Here is a 19,816-nt window from a genome sequence, read left to right on the forward strand (position 1 = left end):
AGCAAACGCTCATCAGTAATGCGATGACAATTCATTTTTAGTTTGGGCCAACAAGTACGGCCCGACTTCCAGCGGGCCGAAAATCTTGCCAATCAGCGGGCAAATTTCTTGAACTTCAGACGCTTGGGATTGACGGCATCCTCACCTAAGCGGCGCTTCTTGTCTTCAAGGTAGGAAGAAAAGTCGCCTTCGAACCATTCAACATGGGAATCGCCCTCGAATGCGAGAATGTGCGTTGCCATACGGTCCAGGAACCAGCGATCGTGCGAAATGATCACCGCGCAGCCGGGGAAATTGTCGAGACCTTCTTCGAGCGCCTGCAAGGTTTCCACGTCGAGATCGTTGGTCGGTTCATCTAGCAGAAGCAAATTGTGGCTACCTTTGAGCATCTTGGCGAGATGGACACGATTACGCTCACCACCAGATAGGAGCCCGACTTTTTTCTGTTGATCTGTGCCCTTGAAGTTGAACGCGCCAACATATGCGCGCGACATGACTTCAACACCACCCAAATCGATGACATCCGTCCCCCCGGAGATTTCCTCCCAGACATTCTTGTCGGAATCGAGTTTGTCGCGGCTCTGGTCAACATAGCCAATCTTCACCGTATCACCGATGCGCAGGCTACCCTGGTCTGGCTTCTCCTGCTCAAGGATCATTTTGAACAAGGTCGATTTACCCGCACCATTCGGGCCGATGACACCAACAATACCACCAGGAGGCAATTTGAAGTCCAGATTTTCGATCAGGAGATTGTCGCCGAATGCCTTTCGCAACCCTTCCGCCTCCAGAACGACTCCACCAAGGCGCGGGCCGGGGGGAATCCGGATTTGTGCGGTCATGACCTTCTCGCGCTCAGCCTGCGATGCCATTTCCTCATAGGCGTTGATACGCGCCTTGGATTTTGCCTGACGCGCCTTCTGACCAGAACGAACCCACTCAAGTTCCTTCGCCAGGGTGCGCTTGCGACCGGACTCTTCACGCGCCTCCTGCTCCATCCGCTTGGCCTTTTGCTCAACCCACCCGGAATAGTTGCCCTGGAAGGGAACACCGCGGCCACGGTCGAGTTCGAGGATCCAGCTGGTAATATCATCAAGGAAGTATCGGTCGTGGGTCACGAGGATCACACAGCCCGGGAAGTTGATCAGATAATTCTGCAGCCACGCGACGGTTTCGGCGTCGAGGTGGTTGGTCGGTTCATCCATCAGGATCATGTCGGGCTTCGAAAGAAGCAGCTGGCAGATCGCGACACGGCGAACCTCGCCGCCGGACAGGCTTTCCACATCGGCGTCATCATCGGGGCAGCGCAGCGCGTTCATCGCCATCGAAATCTTGGAGTCGATGTCCCATGCGTCAGCCGCATCGATCTTCTCTTGCAGCGCCGTCATCTGCTCCATCAACTCGTCGGAATAGTCTTCGCCAAGCTTTTCTGAAATGGTGTTGAACTCGTCCAACATCTGCTTTTCAGGGCATTTTGAGGCGACATTGTCGAACACGCTAAGTTTGGGGTCGAGTTTCGGCTCTTGCGGCAGGTAACCGACTTTCACGCCCTCGGCCGCCCAGGCTTCGCCTTGAAAGTCCTTGTCTTCACCCGCCATGATACGCAGCAGCGTGGACTTACCAGACCCGTTGACACCGACGACACCGATCTTGGCATCCGGCAGGAAATTCAGGTGAATGTTCTCGAACACCTTCTTGCCACCGGCATATGCCTTGGTCAGGCCTTGCATTTGGAATACGATTTGGGGACCGGCCATTGAAAGCGTCTCCTGAAACTTTGGGGGAATATGTCGCCTCAGTTACGCGGACGTGGCCGAAAATCAAGCGGGTAAGCGCAACCTGTTCTGAGAAACATCTCTGGCAAACCTCGCTCAGCCAGAAACCTCCCCTTCTACCAAATTGTCGATTAGCCTTCGATGCGTTTGCGCTCGTCGTCGGTCAGCACACTTGCGAGACGCTCGAGCTCGGTTTCAGCACTTTGATTTCCCATATCCTGAGCCCGACTGAACCAGCGCCAAGCTTCGACAAAGTCGGGCTGGTCCTGGCCATGCCCACCTGCATGAGCAATTCCGAGGTTGAATGCGCAGCGATTGTCGCCGAGCTCTGCGCCCTTGTCCCACCACGATTGCGCGGTTTTGAACTCTTTAGGGCCACCAGCGCCGGTCATCATCATGACGCCGAGGTATGTCATCGCGTTCACTTCGCCCATATGCGCGGCCTGCTCAAACAAACGGCGCGCATCCGTCTCGTTACGCTCGCCACCAAGGCCTCGTAACTTCATGAACCCCAGATTGAACAATGCGGGTGGCAGGTCAGCCTCCGCCGCCTGTGCATAATATGCTCTGGCAGCGGCAAAGTCCTGATGGACGCCCCGCCCATGATGTAGCATGGCGCCGAAATTGTTGGCAGCCGCAGCATGTCCGGAGTCCGCAGCCCGGCGCATCAACGCCGCGGATTTCATCAAGCTCTCTCCGCCCTCGCTATCGAGTAGCAAGGCGACCGCTTGTTCGAACAGAACATCCCCTTCCGCCATAAGTGCACGATATGCATAAACCACTACTTGCATAGCGACTTTTGGCAGTTTTTGCCTCACAAAAGTTGAAACAAGTGTTTAGTTTTGGCGATTGGTTAGCTGTCCGATAGTCACTGAATCTGCATGCATGAGTGGCGAACACGAATACTCAGGGCACACTTCGATCAATCTCAAAAAAACTTTCCTCAGGACACTATCCATCCATGACAGAATTGACCCTGGATCGCCTCTTTGCGTCGCCTTCCCTAACTGGCCAAACAACACTGGGCATCAAGTACTCTCCCGATGCTGCACGGGTGACCTTCCTCAAGCCTCGGCCCGACGACCAGCAAAGACACGATCTCTGGCAATTCGACGTTGAGACAGGCGCGCCGTCCCTCCTTGTGGATTCCCTATTGCTTGAACCAGAAGAAATCGTTCTCTCAGAGGAAGAAATAGCCCTACGCGAGCGCAAGCGAATTGCGGGGAGAACAGGCATCCTCGACTACTCATGGGGTACAGCCACGACGATACTCGTCCCACTAGGGGGAAACCTGCACTTGGTCACCCTTACTGAAGACAGTCCGCAAGTTCGGCGACTAACCGATACCGATGCCTTTGACTATGATGCCCGCATTTCACCCAAAGGCACGTATGCCAGCTTCATTCGCGACGGGGCGCTCTGGATAGTTGATCTTGCGACGGGCGACGAGAAACGCGCCTCTCCCCCGGCCGAGCCGTCAAAATCACTGTCGTATGGCGTCGCCGAATTTGTCGCACAGGAAGAGATGAGCCGATACACCGGATATTGGTGGAGCCCGGACGATAAGTACATCGCCTATACGCGTGTGGATGAGACATCCGTGGACATCGTTCCACGCTTTGATATCGCCGCAGAAAATGTTGCCGTTATTGAGCAGCGCTATCCTCGCGCGGGTCGCCCCAACGCCATTGTGGACCTATTCGTTCTGGAGGTGGAAACCGGCATTGTCACGGAGATTGGATGGCGGCGCAACGACTGGGGACACGCAACCGACCAATATCTCGCGCGGGTCAATTGGACTGAGAGCAGCCTCTACGTCCAGCGCGTCAATCGGGCTCAGACACAGCTCGAAATGGTCCAATTCATGGCCTTCAAGCATTCCGAGAAAGGGTTGCGCCTTTATGAAGCCACCGTCGCTCAGCTTGATGAGCAACCCAATTGGATCAATCTGTCTTCAGATTTCGTGAGCTTGGGGGATACAGGCATTGTTCTCACGGAAGAATCTCGTGGTTACCGCCAAATTAGTTTGTTACCGCCTTCGACAACCCACCCCAGACAACTGATTGGCGGTGACTGGGTTGTCGACAAGCTGCAGCATGTAAAAGCCGACATGTCCGAAATACTCTTCACAGGGTTTCTGGATACTTCGCTTGAGTGCCACCTCTATCGCGCCAAGCCAGCAACTTCTGGCTCAGCAACTCCTCCAGAGGTCGAGCGCATCACCTCCATAGGCCAAACATGGTCCATTGCCATGGCGCCAGACGGGCGATCCTTTGTCGGAACATCATCATCCCCAAGCCACCCCCCTCAAACGGGTCTGTACGCTTCTGACGGCAGTTTGATTTCCTGGATTTCGGACAATGCGCTCGACGCAGACCATCCATATCACTCCTTTCTGCCGGATCACGTCACACCAGAGTTCGGAGTCCTGTCCGCCGATGACGGTCAGATTCTACACTATTCCCTACTGAAACCGCCCGGTTTCGATGCTAGGAAATGCTACCCGGTTATTGTGGAAGTGTATGGCGGGCCACATGTCCAAACTGTCACGCGCAGTTGGGGGAGTCTGTCAGATCAATATCTCGCCCGTCAGGGATACCTCATCTTCAGGCTCGATAATCGAGGCAGCTGGAATCGCGGCAAGAAGTTTGAGGATGTGATCCATCGCCGCACGGGCCTGCATGAGGTCAGCGACCAGATGATGGGCGTGGACTGGCTCAAGACACAACCATTTGTCGATCCCGGCAGAATTGCCATTCAGGGCTGGTCCTATGGCGGATACATGACACTGATGACCATTCTGCAAGCGCCAGCTGATACATTCGCGTGCGCTGTCGCGGGAGCTGCGGTTGCAGACTGGAGCCTCTATGATACATTCTACACGGAGCGGTATATGGGGACACCACAAAACAACCCAGGCGGCTATGAAGCCTCCAGTGTTTTTCCAAACCTCGACGCGCTTTCGACCCCCCTCCTCCTCATTCACGGCATGGCAGATGACAACGTCACCTTCGACAATGCCACACGACTGATGGCCAGACTTCAGGAATTGGGCAAACCGTTTGAATTAATGACCTATCCGGGCCAACGCCACGGCATTCGGGGAGAAGCGCTGCAACGCCACCTGATGCAAACGCGTATGGCCTTTTTGGACCGCAAACTGAAGAGACCATCAGAATGATCAAACCCTGGAAAATCCTGGAAAGCCGTCAAACCTACAAAGACGACTTCCTTTCGGTGCGCACGGATGTCTGCCAACGTGAAGACGGCCATGTAGTGCCCGCCTATCATGTGTTGGAATTCACAGATTGGGCCACGATTATCCCGATTACTGACGAAGGCAATATTGTGCTGGTCCGCGAGTATCGGCACGCCGGCGAGATCGTCCTCTTGGGCGTACCCGGCGGCGTCCTGGATCCCGGAGAATCCGATCCGGAAATAGCAGCCCGGCGGGAATTACGCGAGGAGACCGGCTACACGGCGCGCGAGTTGATCCCCGTTGGCATCTGTTATCCGAACCCGGCAACCCAGAATAATCAGCTTCATTATTTTTTGGCCACGGGCTGCCAGAAGACAGATGCTCAGTCTCTTGACGCAAACGAGGAAATCGAGGTCGTCGAGATGCCTTACAAAGACTTCCTGGAATACGAAGCATTCGAGACTCAACACGGCCTTCACGCGGCGGCACTGTTTTACACCGAGCGGTATTTCGGGAAACATCCCGAAAAACGACCGTGAGGAAATGCCCATGCCTGCCTTCCAGCCTACTGCCGACCAATTCAGGGCGTTTCGTGACGACCCGAACGATGGCCCCATTACCCAGGTAAATTTGCTGAAGTTTCGAGTTAAAGCTGAGTATCAGCCGGATGACCCCGAATTTGGCGAAGAGATCAGCGGGGAATACGCCTATATTCGTTACTCCGAAGCCTTCACTTTCGCGGCAAAAAAGGTCGGCGGCTCCACATTGCTCCTTGCATCGACCGAACGCTATTTCATCGGTCAGGGCGATTGGGATGGCGTGCTGGTCAACCAGTTCCCAGATCGACAGGCTTTCATCGCTACGCTCAACCATCCGGACTACAAATCCATGTCTCGCCATCGCGAGGCAGGCCTGCTTTGCCAGGAATTGATCGTGACCCGTCCCACTTGGATAAACGGGAGAAAGCTGTGAGCCGCTACGAAATCTTTGGCGCGCTCGGCTCGCCCTATTCCATGAAAGTGCGCGCCGCCCTGCGGGCCAAACGCCTTGTCCATACCTGGACCGGTATGACAGCCGACGACCGACAAAGCGTCATGCCAAATGTGCGGGCACCCGTGATCCCTGTCATCCGCCAGCCTGACGGCAGCTGGGTGAATGATTCAACCCCCTTCTTGCTGTCACTCGAAGGCGAAGGCCGAGACCTCTTGCCACCCGATCCGGTTGCCCGGTTTGCCTGCCTGTTGCTTGAGGACATGGCCGACGAATGGTTCATGAAAGCCATGTTCCATTACAGATGGGCATATGACCTGGATGCTGAATGGTGCGCCAATTGGCTGATCTATGACACGCTTCCCAACACAAGTCGCCTTGGCGTGGAAGAAGCTGCTGCCACCATTCGTGACCGGCAAATCAGCCGCATGGCTCTTGTTGGCTGCACACCCCAGACTGCCCCTCTGATAGAGGCCAGCTGGAAGCGCATCTGCAAAGTTCTGGAGGCGATGGCAACCGGGCCAACACGCTTCTTGTTCGGAGATCGCATTTCGCTCGCGGATCTTGGCTTTTACGGTCAGTTGAAAGTCATGAGTGTTGACCCCACTCCCATGACCTGGCTGCGAGCGGACACACCGTACTTGTATCGCTGGATTGATCACGCCGATGATGCGAGCGGTATCGAAGGTAACTGGTCTGATAGTATCAGCCCGGTCGTCCACGACCTTCTCGCAATAGCAGGGGAAACCTATTTGCCATTCCTGAAAGCCAATCTTGATGGGCTCAATTCCGGATCAGACAGTTTTTCGCTTGAAATAGAGCGCGGGCGCTACGAACAGGGCGTATTCAAGTATCAGGCAAGATGCCTGCAAACCTTGGGCGATGCCTGGAAAGATCTGGATGTTGTCGCGCGAGACAAACTTGCTGAGTGGATTGGACCAAACGCAAGCATCCTTTCAACAAACGTTTAGCAACTCGGGTACAAGACTGCGCCTGAAGAACGAAATTCTGTTTTCTTGTGGCTCGGCTCAACGCAGAGTCAGCGCGAATCCCACTGCGAGGCATATTATCCGTGACGAAAAAACCGTCTCCCATCTCAGAATTGCTGCACCACCGCGCCCGCAACCTTTCCAAGGGTGCACCGGTATCGCTTCCTATCATGGCGAGTACGACATTCCTGTTGCCAGGAGATCCGGACGGCAGCCATTTCTATGCGCGCAATGGAAATCCAACAGTCGAAAGTGTCGAAGCGGAGATAGGCATTCTGGAAAATGCCGAGACGGTGCTGTTCCCATCCGGCATGGCCGCTATCGCCGCAATGTTTCACACAGTGCTGCGCCCGGGAGACAAGGTTCTGGTGCATGCAGACGGCTACTACAATGTTCGAGCCCTGTTGAATGAACACTTCGCACCCCGGGGCATAACCGTCGAGACTTGTCCTACCGCCCAGATGGCGGATGCTGACCTGTCGGGCTGCCGGCTCGTAATGATTGAAACACCGTCAAATCCGGGCCTCGAAGTTTGCGACATCGCGGCTGTGGCTGATCGGGCAAAATCAGCCGGAGCCTTGCTGGTGGCTGATAACACGACTGCAACACCCCTGTGCCAGCAACCTCTCGATCTTGGGGCGGATATGGTCGTGATGGCTGACACAAAGGCCATGGCGGGCCATTCAGATGTTCTCTGCGGACATGTAGCAAGTCGGGACACATCCCTGATGAATCAGGTGCGTGGCTACCGTCGTTTGGGCGGCGCCACGGTAAGCCCGTTCGACGCGTATCTGCTGCATCGCGGGCTTGAGACCCTGGAATTGCGCGTTTCGCGGGCAAACCAGAATGCTCTAATTCTGGCAAATCACCTATTATCGCACCCCTCTGTGCAGACCGTCCGGTATCCCGGTCTCCCGCGAGACGCGAGCCACGCAGTTGCGTCTCGCCAGATGCGAGACTTTGGTCCGATCGTGAGCTTCACGTTAAAAGATCGCGCAAGCGCAGAAAAGTTTATTGATAACAATCCACTAATAGTGCCCGCCACGAGCTTTGGAGGTGTTCACACCTCTGCTGAGTGCCGAGTCCGCTGGGGAGACCACGTCGCCGACGGATTCGTCCGCTTGGCGTGCGGAATAGAGCCCGGTGAAGACCTTGTAAAAGCTACGGAAAATGCTTTACGAGATATCAGTCCGGTTTGATGCTGGGGAAGTGACTTTCACGGACAAGTGGTATAGCGTTTGCTCTCAACGAGCAGGGGTCTCGTTTCATGAAGCGACTGAGTATTGTCCTTTTCTTCGCCCTGCTGGGCTTTGGCGCTTGGGGCTGGTTCCGTCTGAACCAGCCTGAGCCGCCTATGGCGTTAACTGAGCCCCTGCGGATCGATCAAGGCGAGATCCAGGGCGGTGTTGATCCAGACAATCCGGAAATCCAGGTTTTCAATGGGATTCCCTATGCCAGCGCCCGTCGTTGGTCAGCGCCAACTTCCCCGCCGCAATGGGGCGCCATTACCCGGGATGCGAGGGAATTCGGCCCGCAATGCCTGCAACCCCGCGGACATATGAATGAGGTTGTCGACCGTATCATCGATGGTAACGGCTTGCCCTGGTGGAAACGATTGGCCGCCAGGCAATACCTCGCTGCCCAGCCTGAGCCCGCTGAAGCTGAGGACTGCCTGTTCCTGAATGTCCGAACGGCAAATCGCGGCAAGCCTCGGCTACAGCCGGTAATGGTATGGATTCACGGCGGCTCTCATCAGGCTGGGGCGGGTTCGGCGTCATATTACCAGGCAAATGGCCTTGTGGATAAAGGCGTCGTTCTGGTCACAATCAACTACCGGCTCGGACCATTCGGCTACATGGCGCACCCTGCCCTGACCGAAGAAGCCGGAACATCCGGCAATTACGGCCTGTTGGACCAAGTTGCAGCACTCCGCTGGGTTCAAATGAATATTGCGCGCTTCGGCGGCAATCCAAACAATGTCACCATATTTGGCGAAAGCGCAGGCGCGCAATCTGTCAGTGAGCTGATGGCAACGCCTCTTGCTGACGGCCTGTATGACAAGGCCATCTTGCAGAGTGGCGTCAGCAGTTACAATGCGCTTCACCTGTCCCACTCGCCATTGCCCAATGTGCAAAGCTCCGAAGAAGTCGGTGTCGAGTTCCTTTCATCGCTGGCCGATGGCACCGCTACCGCAGACCGGCTTCGCGCCATCCCGTCGGGGGCGATCATCGACCGTGTTCTGTTGAGGCAGGATTTGGTCAAGTACTTCTTGCCGACAGTGGATGGTAACGTCCTGCCCGTGCCAATCGGTGAAGCTATTCGGGACGGTGGCGCCAATCGGGTTCCAGTCCTTGCAGGCTATAATGCTGATGAAGGCACTCTATTTTACAGTCAGCGCAAATCGCCGACAGCCCTGCTGCCGAACATCTCTGGTTCCATCACACAACGCGAAGCGATGCTGGAAGGCGTGTTTGGTGTGAACTCATCGAAAGCGCTACAAGCCCTCTATGGCATGACATCCTTGGAAACGTGGGATCGGGGCGCCGAAAAAATGCTGGGCGATGACTTGTTCGGCGTCCATACGCGTTTTCTGGCCAAAGCCAATGTCGCTGCTGGCCAGCCAACTTGGCTCTACCAATTCAGCCGGACGCCGCCAGGAAAGTCTCAAACGCTCGGTGCATATCACGGGGCCGAGATCGCGTTTGTCTTCGATAGCCACAACGGCTTCCTTCCGGCAGCTGATGACGATGAAATCCTGACTGACAGAATGATTTCGTACTGGACCAATTTTGCCAAGACAGGTGACCCCAATGGCAAAGACCTGCCTGAGTGGCCAGCTTATGATCCGGACGCCGATATCTGGCTGGAATTGGACCATGAGATCAAACGCATCAGCGGCCTTCGCGCGCGCAAACTCGACATACTGGAAGACAATCTCAATTTGCGGATCGACGCCATCAAGCGATCAAAAACACCGTTTGAGCTGATCGAGAATACGGCACTTCTATCGACAGCCGCCGGGCTAGGCGGTGAGGAGCGTTTCGCAAATAGCGACTAGACCCGCCTGGTCGACAGCGTCAAAAGCATTCAGTTCTGTCGAGTCGACATCCAGTACGGCAGCGAGATCGCCATTTGCGTCGAACACCGGAACGACAACTTCAGAATTGCTCGCTGAGTCGCATGCGATGTGCCCGGGAAATTCATGAACATCCGGAACAATGATCGGCGCGCGCGTCGCCGCCACATGCCCGCAGACCCCTTTGCCAAAGGGGATGCGCAGACAACCAAGCGTGCCCTGATACGGCCCAACAACCAGTTCGGACTCCTTCAGAGGGTCAACCATGTAGAATCCCGTCCAGAAAAAGCGGGGTGAAAAGGCCTGTGACAGGATACAGGACGCTGTCGCATAACGCGCAGTGATCGATGTTTCTCCCGCAACAACGCTATCAATTTCCGCCTTCAATTCCTTGTAGCGTTCTGCCCTGTCCATATTCTGCCTCATCTGTGCCTTGAGCGGGCTATATCGGCTGGATGCAGGCACTTCGCAATAGGGCGTTGAAGCTGACACCAACCTCTGAAATAGTCGGAGCAGTCAAGGCGGTGGACGGGGCCGCTGCCATGAGGGAGACAGTCATTGAGCCTGACGGGACGCCTAAGCGCCGCCTTGCTGATCGCAGCCTGTCTCACCGTCCCTGCGGGGGCGCAGACAGGCGACGACTATGACGACCTCACCTTGGACGCCCCAATCGAGATTCCCGACTCGAATGATTGGGGCGAGGTCACCCACCATCCCGAAACAGACCTTGAAACACTTGAACAGGCGCATCGGGACTATCTTAGAAAATCGACCCTCCAGCTCGAACGACCGGAAGCCGATCCTGTCGAGTTCGATCCGCCCTCTCCTCCGCCTAACTGGCTACGAGGATTGTTTGAGTTCCTTAGTCATTTGGGCCCGCTTCTAACGCTCATTTTCTATGTAGCAATCGCCGCCTTGATTTTGGGCGTGTTGTACTTCCTTTTCGGAGAGGCGCTGCGTATCCGGTTTGGCAAAGATGGCAGCAAAGCCGACAAAGTCGGCGACGATGTCATCCCGGACTTCCGCCCGGCAGAATCCGTCGCCCGCTCCCTACTGGAAGAGGCCGATGCGCTTGCCCGCGCAGGAAAATTCGCGGAGGCCGTGCACTTACTCTTGTTCCGGTCAATCGAGGACATTCAGACGCGCATCGAGATCGGCGTGCCTCGCTCACTCACGGCACGTGAGATCGGCAAGCTTGGCTTCCTGCCAGATCGCGCGCGGACCGCTCTCAGCCCGATCATCGCCATCGTCGAACGTAGTTTCTTCGGCGGCCGGGATGTCGACGAAAGCGGCTGGCATATGGCGCGGGCTTCCTACGAAGACTTCGCATTTGGGGAGCAGTGGACATGAAGGATCGTTCTCACGTCGACTCCCCGTTCAGTGGCAAGATCGTCGGCATATTGCTGGCAGTGGCGCTTTTTTCCTTTGGGGCAATCATGGTGCTCGCAGGCTGGGCACCTGAATTGCGGGACCGGAATGTGGCCGGTGCGCACCCGTTCTCGACCTCGGCGCTCGGTTATAATGGCTTCGTGCAACTCCTTCAGGAACAAGGCTATCCGGCGGAAGTCTCCCGGCTGGAGCGCACGCTTGAAGACAGTGATTGGGGCCTACTCGTCTTAACACTCCCCCAATGGGGTGCAGCAAAGGCGCTCGAAGACTTAGAGCCACAGCGGACTACTTTGCTCGTCCTGCCGAAATGGACCGGCATGACTGATCCTCTTAACAAGACCCATCAAAAGGATACGCGCTTCATGAATGCGCGCGTCTTGAACGACTTACTGGAGACGATAGCTATCGATGCGGAAATCGGACGTATCGATGTGCCAAGTGAAACCTCAACCCCCTTCGGATCAATCGCGCTCAAACCAGACGTGAAGATGCAAGTGCTACGCGGAGACTCGCTTACGCCGATTGCTGAGACACAGGATGGGATCCTGCTCGCCTGGGCACCCGATGCGGACATGTATGTTCTGTCCGACCCCGACATGATCAACACTTTCGGTTTGTCGCAGTTTGAGAACGCTCGCTTTGCGACTCAGATGATCGACTTTCTTCGTAATGACTACGACGAGCCGATTATATTTGATGCGACTCTCCATGGTTTCGTTCGGTCCGAGAATCTGCTGCAGATGATTTTCGACATCCCCTTTATCGGCGCAACGTTGACTGCGTTGGCGGCCGCTTTCCTGCTGGGCTGGGCCGCGCTCATACGATTTGGGCCACCTGTGAAGGAAGGACGCGCCATTGCGCTTGGAAAACAGGCGCTGGCTGACAACTCCGCAGGCTTGATTACGATGGCGCGCCGGGAGACGCGTATAGCACCCGCATATCTCCACATGATCCGCCGTCGTGTATCCCGGGATATAGGCGCTCCGAAGACATTGAATGAAACCCAACTCACCGCCCTGTTCGACCGGCTTGGCCCGGAAGAAGAGTCCGGCAAACACTTCACAGACATGGCGTCGGGACTGCGCGGTCCTGCCACCAGCCGTGAAGACCTCATGAACAAGGCGCGCGAGCTGTTTCGCTGGCGCAAGGGAATTATCGGGAGATCCATGAATGAACGTGAATGACATCAAGGCGCTGGCGGACCGGATCCGTAACGAAGTGCGCAAGGCAGTCGTGGGACAGGACACAACGGTTGATGTTCTTCTGACTGCGATATTCTCGTCAGGGCACGTCCTTCTTGAAGGCCCACCGGGAACAGCCAAGACCCTACTGGCGCAATGCTTTGCGAGATCGATTTCACTCGACTTCGGTCGCATTCAGTTCACACCCGACCTGATGCCGGGAGATGTTCTCGGCACGAACCTGTTCAACTTTCAAACCAATCAATTTGCCCTCACCAAGGGTCCAATTTTCACCGATCTCCTTTTGGCGGACGAGATCAATCGAACACCTCCGAAAACACAAGCCGCGCTGCTAGAGGCCATGCAGGAACGCAAGGTGACGATTGATGGCGACACCTACCCGTTGAATGACCGGTTCACGGTGATCGCGACCCAAAACCCTATCGAACAGCAGGGCACATATCCCCTGCCGGAAGCGCAGCTTGACCGCTTTCTATTCAAGCACACGCTGGACTATCCAAGTCGTGAAGAAGAGCTCGCAATTGTTTCCAAGCATGGCACACGCACGGGCATGAAAACCGCAGCAGCGTTCGGCATCGAGCCCGTTGTCTCGGCAGAAGAACTCAGTGAAGCTGTCAATTCGGTTGCTGAAGCCCGGCTGCAGGACGATATCATTGCCTACATCGTGGATATTATTCGCGCGACCCGGACAACCCCGGCCCTGGAAACTGGCGCTTCGCCGCGCGCCGCTGCCGCGCTGGCCACTGCGGCCCGTGCCCGCGCCGCGCTCGACGGCCGGGACTTTGTTATTCCAGACGACGTGAAACTGCTGGCCCTGCCAGCACTCCGCCACCGCGTTTTGTTATCCCCCGCCGCAGAAATCGAAGGCAAGACGACCGACGAAACTCTTTCAGCTATCATCGAACAGACGGCCGCACCGCGGTGATTTCACCCACACCTCGCGCCATCTTCCTGATGCTGCTCGGCGTGCCGCTCATGGTGGCTATAGCTCTGCTGCGTCCTGAGCTCTGGGTCATATCCGCTGGCTGGGTCGGCGGCATCGCCAGCCTGATCTTTGCGGATGCCGTCCTGGCCGCATCCCTGCGAGCCTATGAGGCAAATGTAGACGCGCCGGCACTGCTTTATGTCGGCGGGTCTGATCCAGCGGACCTGACGCTGCGGTTCGCGCGAGGTCCGCTTCCCAGACGAATCGAGGTGTTGTTGGAAGTGAACGCGTTCTTGCAGACCATTCCACCCGCAGGATTAAGAGGCTGGCAGGACCGGGCGCGGTCATACTCGTTGCCGCTCACGCCAACACGACGGGGTCTCGCCAGGCTGGTCAAACTTTGGAGCCGCTGGAAAGGTCCGCTCGGGCTGATACAAAAACAACACACTACCTTGCTGGATAGAGATATTCCGATCACACCCAATATCCGCTGGGTGAAAGACGAAGCTATTCGTATCTATTCTCGTGATGCGGAATTCGGCGTGAAGATGCAGATCGAGCGCGGCGATGGCAGTGAATTCGACGCTTTGCGCGAGTTCACGACCGGCATGGATCGGCGGGCAATCGACTGGAAACACTCTGCACGCCACCGCAACCTGCTCGCCAAGGAATTCCGAACCGAACGCAATCACAATATCGTCTTCGCTTTTGATACGGGTCGATTGATGAGCGAGCCGCTTGGCGGCGTGCCCAAGATTGATCGCGCCATCAATGCCGGACTACTCCTGTCCTTTGTGTCTCTTCGCAGCGGCGACCGCGCCATGATCTATGGCTTTGATGCCAAGCCCGGTTTCATGAGCGGGTTCATGTCTGGTCAACGCAGTTTCACAAAAGCTCAGGATCTGGCGGCTCAACTGGATTACTCCGCTGAGGAGGCCAATTTCACGCTTGCACTCTCCTCACTCGCGAGCAAGCTGGAGCGACGCAGCCTCATCATTATTTTCTCCGACTTTGTCGACACGATTTCGGCCGAACTCATGCTGGAAAATGTGAAACGCCTGACTGATCGGCATCTGGTGATATTTGCCACATTCGAGGATGAATCGCTCGCAGAAATGGTAGATGCGCCACCAAGTTCAACGGAATCTGTAACTCGCGCCGTCATCGCAGACACGCTCATGGCTGAGCGCGACACCGTCCTGCTTCGGCTTCAGCGCATGGGCGTACAAGTGATCGAGACGAGACCGGAACAATTCGGCGCGGAACTGATCTCCCGGTACCTTCAGATCAAACAGAGGGACATGCTGTGAGCGACCTTCTCAAATCCTACCGCTTCCGCGAAGAGCGTGAGTCCGACTGGCGCAAACTGGACTTGATCCTGACACGGGCTGAAAACTCCGGCGTGAAAGCGCTCAGCGACGACGATATGACAGCCTTGCCTCGCCTCTATAGGCAGGCGGTTTCTTCCTTGTCGGTGGCGCGCTCCATTTCGCTCGACCAGAATGTCATCGCCTATCTCGAAAGCCTCTGCACACGTGCATATTTCTTCGTCTACGGCGCCAGGACCTCCATCGGCGAGCGCATGATGGATTTCCTGCGACGCGACTGGCCTGCTTGTGTCTCCTCGGCCATCGGGCCAACTTTGCTGGCAGTTCTGTTCTTGTTTGGCGGATGGGCGCTCGCATTCTTTCTGTGCATGCAGGACATGGAATGGTTCTGGACTTTTCATGGCCAGAACTTCTGGGACGGGCGCAATCCGGATGCGTCCGTCGAATATCTGCGTTCCACAATCTATACCGACGAGGGAGATCACGGCGACGGCCAGCTGACTTCCTTTGCGAGTTTCCTGTTCAACAACAATGCCCAGATTGCGCTGTTTGCTTTCGCGCTCGGATTTGCGTTCGGTATCCCCACCGCATGGCTGCTCGTATACAACGGTGTCATGATGGGCTCACTTCATGCCGTATTCTGGGACAAGGGGCTTGGCTATGAATTTACCGGATGGCTGGTGATCCACGGAACAACCGAGTTGTTTGCCATCATACTGGCAGGAGCAGCGGGCTTCGTGATAGGGGGCGCAGTCGCTTTCCCCGGCCAGATGACCAGGTTGAACTCGGCGCGCCATGCCGGGCAAAAGGCCGCCACAATTGCAATGGGGTGCGTCATCATGCTGATCGTCGCGGCTTTGCTAGAAGGCTTCGGGCGGCAAATGATCAATAGTGACGCGATCCGCTATACGATCGCTCTGAGCATTCTCGGTTTGTGGTGCGCATATTTTTATCTGCCAAGACGAACGGACACCGTATGAGCTCTACCGTTCCTCCGGCACCAGACACCGTGAACCTTGCGAATGTTGAAGCTGCGCGCCGCCGCCGCGCCCGCATGCAAGAGCAGGAGCGTCAGTCGAAACTTGTACGAAAACTGGTCACGCCGGAAGGCGCCGCGATACAGCTTAAACTGGCTACTGCATCCGAGCGTGCAGGCGCGTTTCTCATCGATGTCGCGATACAATGGGCCATCGTAATCGCGACCGCTTTGGGGCTCTCTTTTGCAATAAGGGCCATGGACCCCGAGAGTGCCAATATCGCTTGGGCGGTTTGGCTTGTCTTTTTCTTCTTCGTCCGAAATTTCTACTACATCTTCTTCGAACTTGGCACGAAGGCTGCCACACCCGGAAAGCGCGCCCTTGGCGTCCGGGTCACCTCTCGCAATGGCGGGCGTCTGACTGCGAACTCGGTTCTAGCCCGGAATTTCATTCGTGAAATCGAAATCGGTCTACCCTTTCAGTTCCTTATGATGGGCGGGGATCAAGTGACCAGCTGGATGGCCCTGCTTGGCTTGGTCTGGTCCGGCATCTTCCTGCTCTTCCCAATCTTCAACAAGGACAAGATGCGCGTTGGTGATCTGATTGCTGGCACCTGGGTAATCAAAAACCCCAAAACCAAGCTGATGGGCGATATCTCATCGACGACCCGAGCCACTACGCATGAGCGATTTGCCTTCACACCCCAACAAGCCGAAGCCTATGGCATTCATGAATTGCACGTATTGGAAGATGTCCTTCGCCAGTCAACGCAAGATGTAAAGGCGCAGGTCGCGCTTCGCATTCGGCAAAAGATTGGATGGCAAGCCCAGCCGGGTGAAACCGATATCGCCTTTCTGGAAGCCTATTATGCAACCCTTCGAAGGCGGCTCGAACAACGCATGATTTTGGGCGAACGGAAAACCGACAAGTTCGACGTGCGCTGACTATCTACAAACGCCCCTGCACCCAATCCCGGGTCAGGAAGCCGTCGATCAGGTCACACACGAGACCCAACTCAACCAGCGCAGACGCATAGCGACGTGGATCCACCAAGGTTTTGAAGATCGAACCTGCTTCGAACTGATCCTCCGCTTCCAGCGCCAGAGTCATGTGACCATCTTCGAACACACCGCGAAGCTTGCCCCCGGAAAAGTGCCGCTCCAATGCGATCAGGCGCTCCATACGGTCTGGGGACAACAACGCCCGGGCCTCCACCTGGTCTGTCGAATAGACGGTAAAAGCTTCCTCGAGTTCGCGGGAAATCAGATCCACTTTCTTCAGGTCACCCGAATACCTGCCCCGCTTCCACCATCCAGACCGCGCGATCACGGTTCGACCAAGAAAGCGCTCTGGGTATTCGACATGAACCAGAATGCCCTGAAATACGGTCTTGCTATTCTTGCCACCGGTTTCAAGTTTGGCTTCAACCAATGCAAAGCGAGTCCCCGCACGCTCACCCGAAATCAGATCTTCGAATTTGAGACGCGAGTGACCCGGTAGCAATTTGACAGTTTTCAGTATTTCAAAAGCTGGCGTCGGCGCGTCAGGACCGTTCGTGGAACTCATGTTGATCGCGCCTAACGGCGTATTCACTGTCGAGTTCATCTTGCCAGAATAGGCCGCATTCAACTCCTTCGCCCGAGAAGCCAGCGTCTTCAAATCGACAATACCGGACAGGTCTGGATGCAATGTGTCATAGGTGAAGCCAAACGGCTCACAGGCAGCTGAAAGGATCAACTGCTTGGTCTGCGACTTCATTGTAAAAACCTTGACCCAGGCGGTCGCCGACACAATCGCGCCTGACACCAAGACCAGAAATATGAGTCCGGGTGAGATGATATCAACACTCACGAGCGTAGAGATCATCAACAAAATAATAATGAAGACCGGGATGCCAGCACCGATAATTGAACGCGTTATCGCTGCACGTATTGTGGCTTTCCGACTCTCTTCCCGCCGGGACAGTTCGGGCTCAAGTACATCCGACCAAACACGCTCAGCCTTAGCAAACTCTGTACGACGACCCGATAACGCCGCGAGGGATGGCGCGCGCGTCAAAGCGTCGTTCAACCTGTTTGGACTAATGTCTGACATACTGAGTCCCCCTCAGGTATCAGGCTTAGGGACCCGACAATTTGGGATCAAGCCGCGAGCGTAAGTTCCTTGACGGCCGTGACGCAATTGCGCCCCTTGGCCTTGGACTCGTAAAGCGCGCCGTCCGCCTGTTCGAGCATGTCGTCGAAATCCGAGTTGGGCGGTAACATGGCCAGGCCGAAACTCGCAGTGACACTCACGGGTTGTCCGTCCACGATGACGACATGGTCTTCAATGGAAGAACGAAGACGGTCACAGACGCTGAGCGCCTTCTCCATATCGACATTGCTGAGCAGGACAACAAACTCTTCACCGCCCCAGCGCCCAAGTCGGTCGAATGGACCGCGAAGTTCAGAATATGCGACCGCCGCGATTTCTCGCAGCACACGGTCGCCCGCTGCATGACCATGCTGGTCGTTTACCGCCTTGAAATAGTCGATGTCGAACAACGCCACCGCCGATGTCATCTCCGTCCGGCTCATGCGCGCGAGTTCTTCACAGGCAAATTGTTTGAAGAACTTGCGGTTTAGCAGACCCGTCAGTGCGTCAGTAGAGGCCATATCTTCCAGCGTGCGCTGGTAAATTCTCATTCTGTACTCGTGTTGGGCAGCAATTGCGGCCGTCGGAACGGCCACACAGGACGCAATGAAAAGGTTCGCGACAATGAAATTCTGGGGATCAGACGGGAACCCCATTGAATAGACAATGACGGAAAAGGTGAAGCATAGGCAAAGCGCCGTAATCGCCACAAAAGCGAAAAAGGTCAGCGATTCGACCACATCTTCGAATTTACCCTGCACGTCCCGACTCCCGGTTGCTGTAGCGGTTGTGACATAGGAAGTATATTTTACCGTCAATCGATTGAGGAATTTTAACGCCTGACCATTCATCTTTTGGAAACAAGCAGACAAGCTGGTCGCTACGCCTTGACGTTGCGCCAATGCTCACCCAATCAGGCATGGGACTGGCTGAATTTTTATTGTTAGCGCTCCGAAGCCGTCGTTCCCGAGCCGTCCATCAGCCTTTCTCGCGTTCTGAAATTACAAAAAATTTCGCAATGGCGCGGTTGACGCTGTGGTTCGCAGCTCTTAACTCCGCAGCATCGTTAGCAGTCGTGCCGGGTGAGTGCTAAAGCCCCCTGACATTTGCTTGCTGACGACCGTTTTCAATTGAACTCGTCAAAGAGACAAGAGGGCTAAATCCAATGAAACTTCGTCCCCTGCACGACCGTGTCGTCGTGCGCCGCGTCAAGGAAGAAGAGAAAACCAAGGGCGGGATCATCATTCCCGACACCGCAAAGGAAAAGCCGCAGGAAGGCGAAATCGTCGCCGTCGGCGCTGGTGCGATTGGTGACGACAACGAGCGTGTCGCGCTCGACGTCAAAGCTGGTGATCGCGTGCTCTTCGGTAAATGGTCCGGCACGGAAGTGACCGTCGATGGCGAAGAACTGCTCATCATGAAAGAGAGCGACATCATGGGTGTCCTGGAGGGCTAAGCCCCCACACTTTCGCTTTCCATCAGACAGAATTCTCAACAGAGGTAATCCACAATGTCAGCCAAACACGTAGTTTTCGGCGCAGAAGCTCGCGAACGGATGCTGAAAGGCGTCGATACGCTTGCCAACGCCGTTAAAGTCACGCTCGGTCCAAAAGGCCGTAACGTCGTCATCGAGAAATCCTTCGGCGCTCCGCGCACCACGAAGGACGGCGTCACCGTCGCAAAAGAGATCGAGCTTGAAGACAAGCTGGAAAACATGGGCGCACAAATGCTGCGCGAAGTGGCTTCCAAGGCCAACGACGTTGCCGGTGACGGCACCACGACCGCAACGGTTCTCGCCCAAGCCATCGTTCGCGAAGGCCTGAAGCGCGTTGC

At 55.8% G+C, this 19,816-nt stretch carries 19 protein-coding genes; 14 read left to right on the forward strand and 5 right to left on the reverse strand.

The features are described from left to right. Window positions 1–92: 92 nt before the first annotated feature. Both ettA and B2344_RS14805 read right to left on the reverse strand, forming a co-directional pair. Window positions 93–1,757, reverse strand: a complete 1,665-nt coding sequence (gene ettA / locus B2344_RS14800) for an energy-dependent translational throttle protein EttA (RefSeq protein WP_206990725.1) — start codon at window positions 1,755–1,757, stop codon at window positions 93–95. 149 nt (window positions 1,758–1,906) lie between these two features. Continuing rightward, window positions 1,907–2,566, reverse strand: coding sequence for a tetratricopeptide repeat protein (locus tag B2344_RS14805; protein WP_206990726.1), 660 nt, complete (start codon window positions 2,564–2,566; stop codon window positions 1,907–1,909). 170 nt (window positions 2,567–2,736) lie between these two features. Here B2344_RS14805 and B2344_RS14810 point away from each other — a divergent pair, with 170 nt between their 5' ends. The 6 genes from B2344_RS14810 to B2344_RS14835 all read left to right on the forward strand — a co-directional run bounded on the left by B2344_RS14810 (window position 2,737) and on the right by B2344_RS14835 (window position 10,011). Continuing rightward, on the forward strand, window positions 2,737–4,956 hold the full coding sequence (locus tag B2344_RS14810) for a S9 family peptidase (protein ID WP_290485493.1): 2,220 nt from the start codon (window positions 2,737–2,739) through the stop codon (window positions 4,954–4,956). Further along, window positions 4,953–5,513 carry an NUDIX hydrolase gene (locus B2344_RS14815; RefSeq protein WP_290483026.1) on the forward strand — a complete coding sequence of 187 codons (561 nt, stop codon included), beginning with the start codon at window positions 4,953–4,955 and terminating at the stop codon, window positions 5,511–5,513. Before B2344_RS14810 ends, B2344_RS14815 begins: the two co-directional genes overlap by 4 nt. A gap of 10 nt (window positions 5,514–5,523) precedes the next feature. Next, window positions 5,524–5,946, forward strand: a complete 423-nt coding sequence (locus B2344_RS14820; protein ID WP_290483027.1) for a DUF1330 domain-containing protein — start codon at window positions 5,524–5,526, stop codon at window positions 5,944–5,946. Further along, a complete protein-coding gene (locus B2344_RS14825) occupies window positions 5,943–6,935 on the forward strand; it encodes a glutathione S-transferase family protein (RefSeq protein WP_290483028.1) in 993 nt (330 codons plus the stop codon). Before B2344_RS14820 ends, B2344_RS14825 begins: the two co-directional genes overlap by 4 nt. A 101-nt stretch (window positions 6,936–7,036) precedes the next feature. Then, window positions 7,037–8,152, forward strand: coding sequence for a cystathionine gamma-lyase (locus tag B2344_RS14830; protein ID WP_290485494.1), 1,116 nt, complete (start codon window positions 7,037–7,039; stop codon window positions 8,150–8,152). A 68-nt stretch (window positions 8,153–8,220) separates the two neighbouring features. After that, window positions 8,221–10,011 carry a carboxylesterase/lipase family protein gene (locus B2344_RS14835; protein ID WP_206990732.1) on the forward strand — a complete coding sequence of 597 codons (1,791 nt, stop codon included), beginning with the start codon at window positions 8,221–8,223 and terminating at the stop codon, window positions 10,009–10,011. Here the strand turns inward: B2344_RS14835 and B2344_RS14840 are convergent. After that, window positions 9,976–10,443, reverse strand: a complete 468-nt coding sequence (locus B2344_RS14840) for a GAF domain-containing protein (RefSeq protein WP_206990733.1) — start codon at window positions 10,441–10,443, stop codon at window positions 9,976–9,978. The genes B2344_RS14835 and B2344_RS14840 overlap by 36 nt on opposite strands. A 144-nt stretch (window positions 10,444–10,587) precedes the next feature. On the opposite strand from B2344_RS14840, the gene B2344_RS14845 reads away from it, so the two are divergent. The 6 genes from B2344_RS14845 to B2344_RS14870 are packed head-to-tail and all read left to right on the forward strand — an operon-like array spanning window position 10,588 to window position 16,794. Further along, the gene (locus B2344_RS14845) at window positions 10,588–11,379 is read left to right on the forward strand and encodes a hypothetical protein (RefSeq protein ID WP_290485495.1); all 792 of its coding nucleotides are present in this window, start codon (window positions 10,588–10,590) and stop codon (window positions 11,377–11,379) included. Beyond that, window positions 11,376–12,602 (forward strand): hypothetical protein, encoded by a 1,227-nt coding sequence (locus B2344_RS14850; RefSeq protein ID WP_290485496.1) that lies wholly within the window; start codon window positions 11,376–11,378, stop codon window positions 12,600–12,602. The genes B2344_RS14845 and B2344_RS14850 overlap by 4 nt, the downstream gene beginning before the upstream one ends. After that, complete coding sequence (locus B2344_RS14855) at window positions 12,589–13,545, forward strand: AAA family ATPase (RefSeq protein ID WP_034811615.1); 957 nt, start codon at window positions 12,589–12,591, stop codon at window positions 13,543–13,545. The genes B2344_RS14850 and B2344_RS14855 overlap by 14 nt, the downstream gene beginning before the upstream one ends. Next, window positions 13,542–14,855, forward strand: coding sequence for a DUF58 domain-containing protein (locus B2344_RS14860; protein WP_290485497.1), 1,314 nt, complete (start codon window positions 13,542–13,544; stop codon window positions 14,853–14,855). The genes B2344_RS14855 and B2344_RS14860 overlap by 4 nt, the downstream gene beginning before the upstream one ends. Then, on the forward strand, window positions 14,852–15,853 hold the full coding sequence (locus B2344_RS14865) for a stage II sporulation protein M (protein ID WP_290485498.1): 1,002 nt from the start codon (window positions 14,852–14,854) through the stop codon (window positions 15,851–15,853). Before B2344_RS14860 ends, B2344_RS14865 begins: the two co-directional genes overlap by 4 nt. After that, a complete protein-coding gene (locus B2344_RS14870; protein ID WP_242517325.1) occupies window positions 15,850–16,794 on the forward strand; it encodes an RDD family protein in 945 nt (314 codons plus the stop codon). Before B2344_RS14865 ends, B2344_RS14870 begins: the two co-directional genes overlap by 4 nt. Window positions 16,795–16,798: 4 nt before the next feature. Here B2344_RS14870 and B2344_RS14875 read toward each other — a convergent pair whose 3' ends face one another. Both B2344_RS14875 and B2344_RS14880 read right to left on the reverse strand, forming a co-directional pair. Next, window positions 16,799–17,944 (reverse strand): DUF3137 domain-containing protein, encoded by a 1,146-nt coding sequence (locus B2344_RS14875; protein WP_290485499.1) that lies wholly within the window; start codon window positions 17,942–17,944, stop codon window positions 16,799–16,801. Window positions 17,945–17,991: 47 nt separating this feature from the next. Then, entirely contained in the window at window positions 17,992–18,744 is a 753-nt protein-coding gene (locus tag B2344_RS14880) for a GGDEF domain-containing protein (RefSeq protein WP_206990740.1), read from the reverse strand. Window positions 18,745–19,148: 404 nt separating this feature from the next. On the opposite strand from B2344_RS14880, the gene groES reads away from it, so the two are divergent. Then, on the forward strand, window positions 19,149–19,439 hold the full coding sequence (gene groES, locus B2344_RS14885) for a co-chaperone GroES (RefSeq protein WP_034811607.1): 291 nt from the start codon (window positions 19,149–19,151) through the stop codon (window positions 19,437–19,439). A 54-nt stretch (window positions 19,440–19,493) separates the two neighbouring features. Continuing rightward, the coding region (locus B2344_RS14890) for a TCP-1/cpn60 chaperonin family protein (RefSeq protein ID WP_290485500.1) at window positions 19,494–19,816 on the forward strand (323 nt) is incomplete at its 3' end.

The organism is Hyphomonas sp. UBA3195 (genome assembly GCF_002366485.1).
GTDB lineage: Bacteria > Pseudomonadota > Alphaproteobacteria > Caulobacterales > Hyphomonadaceae > Hyphomonas.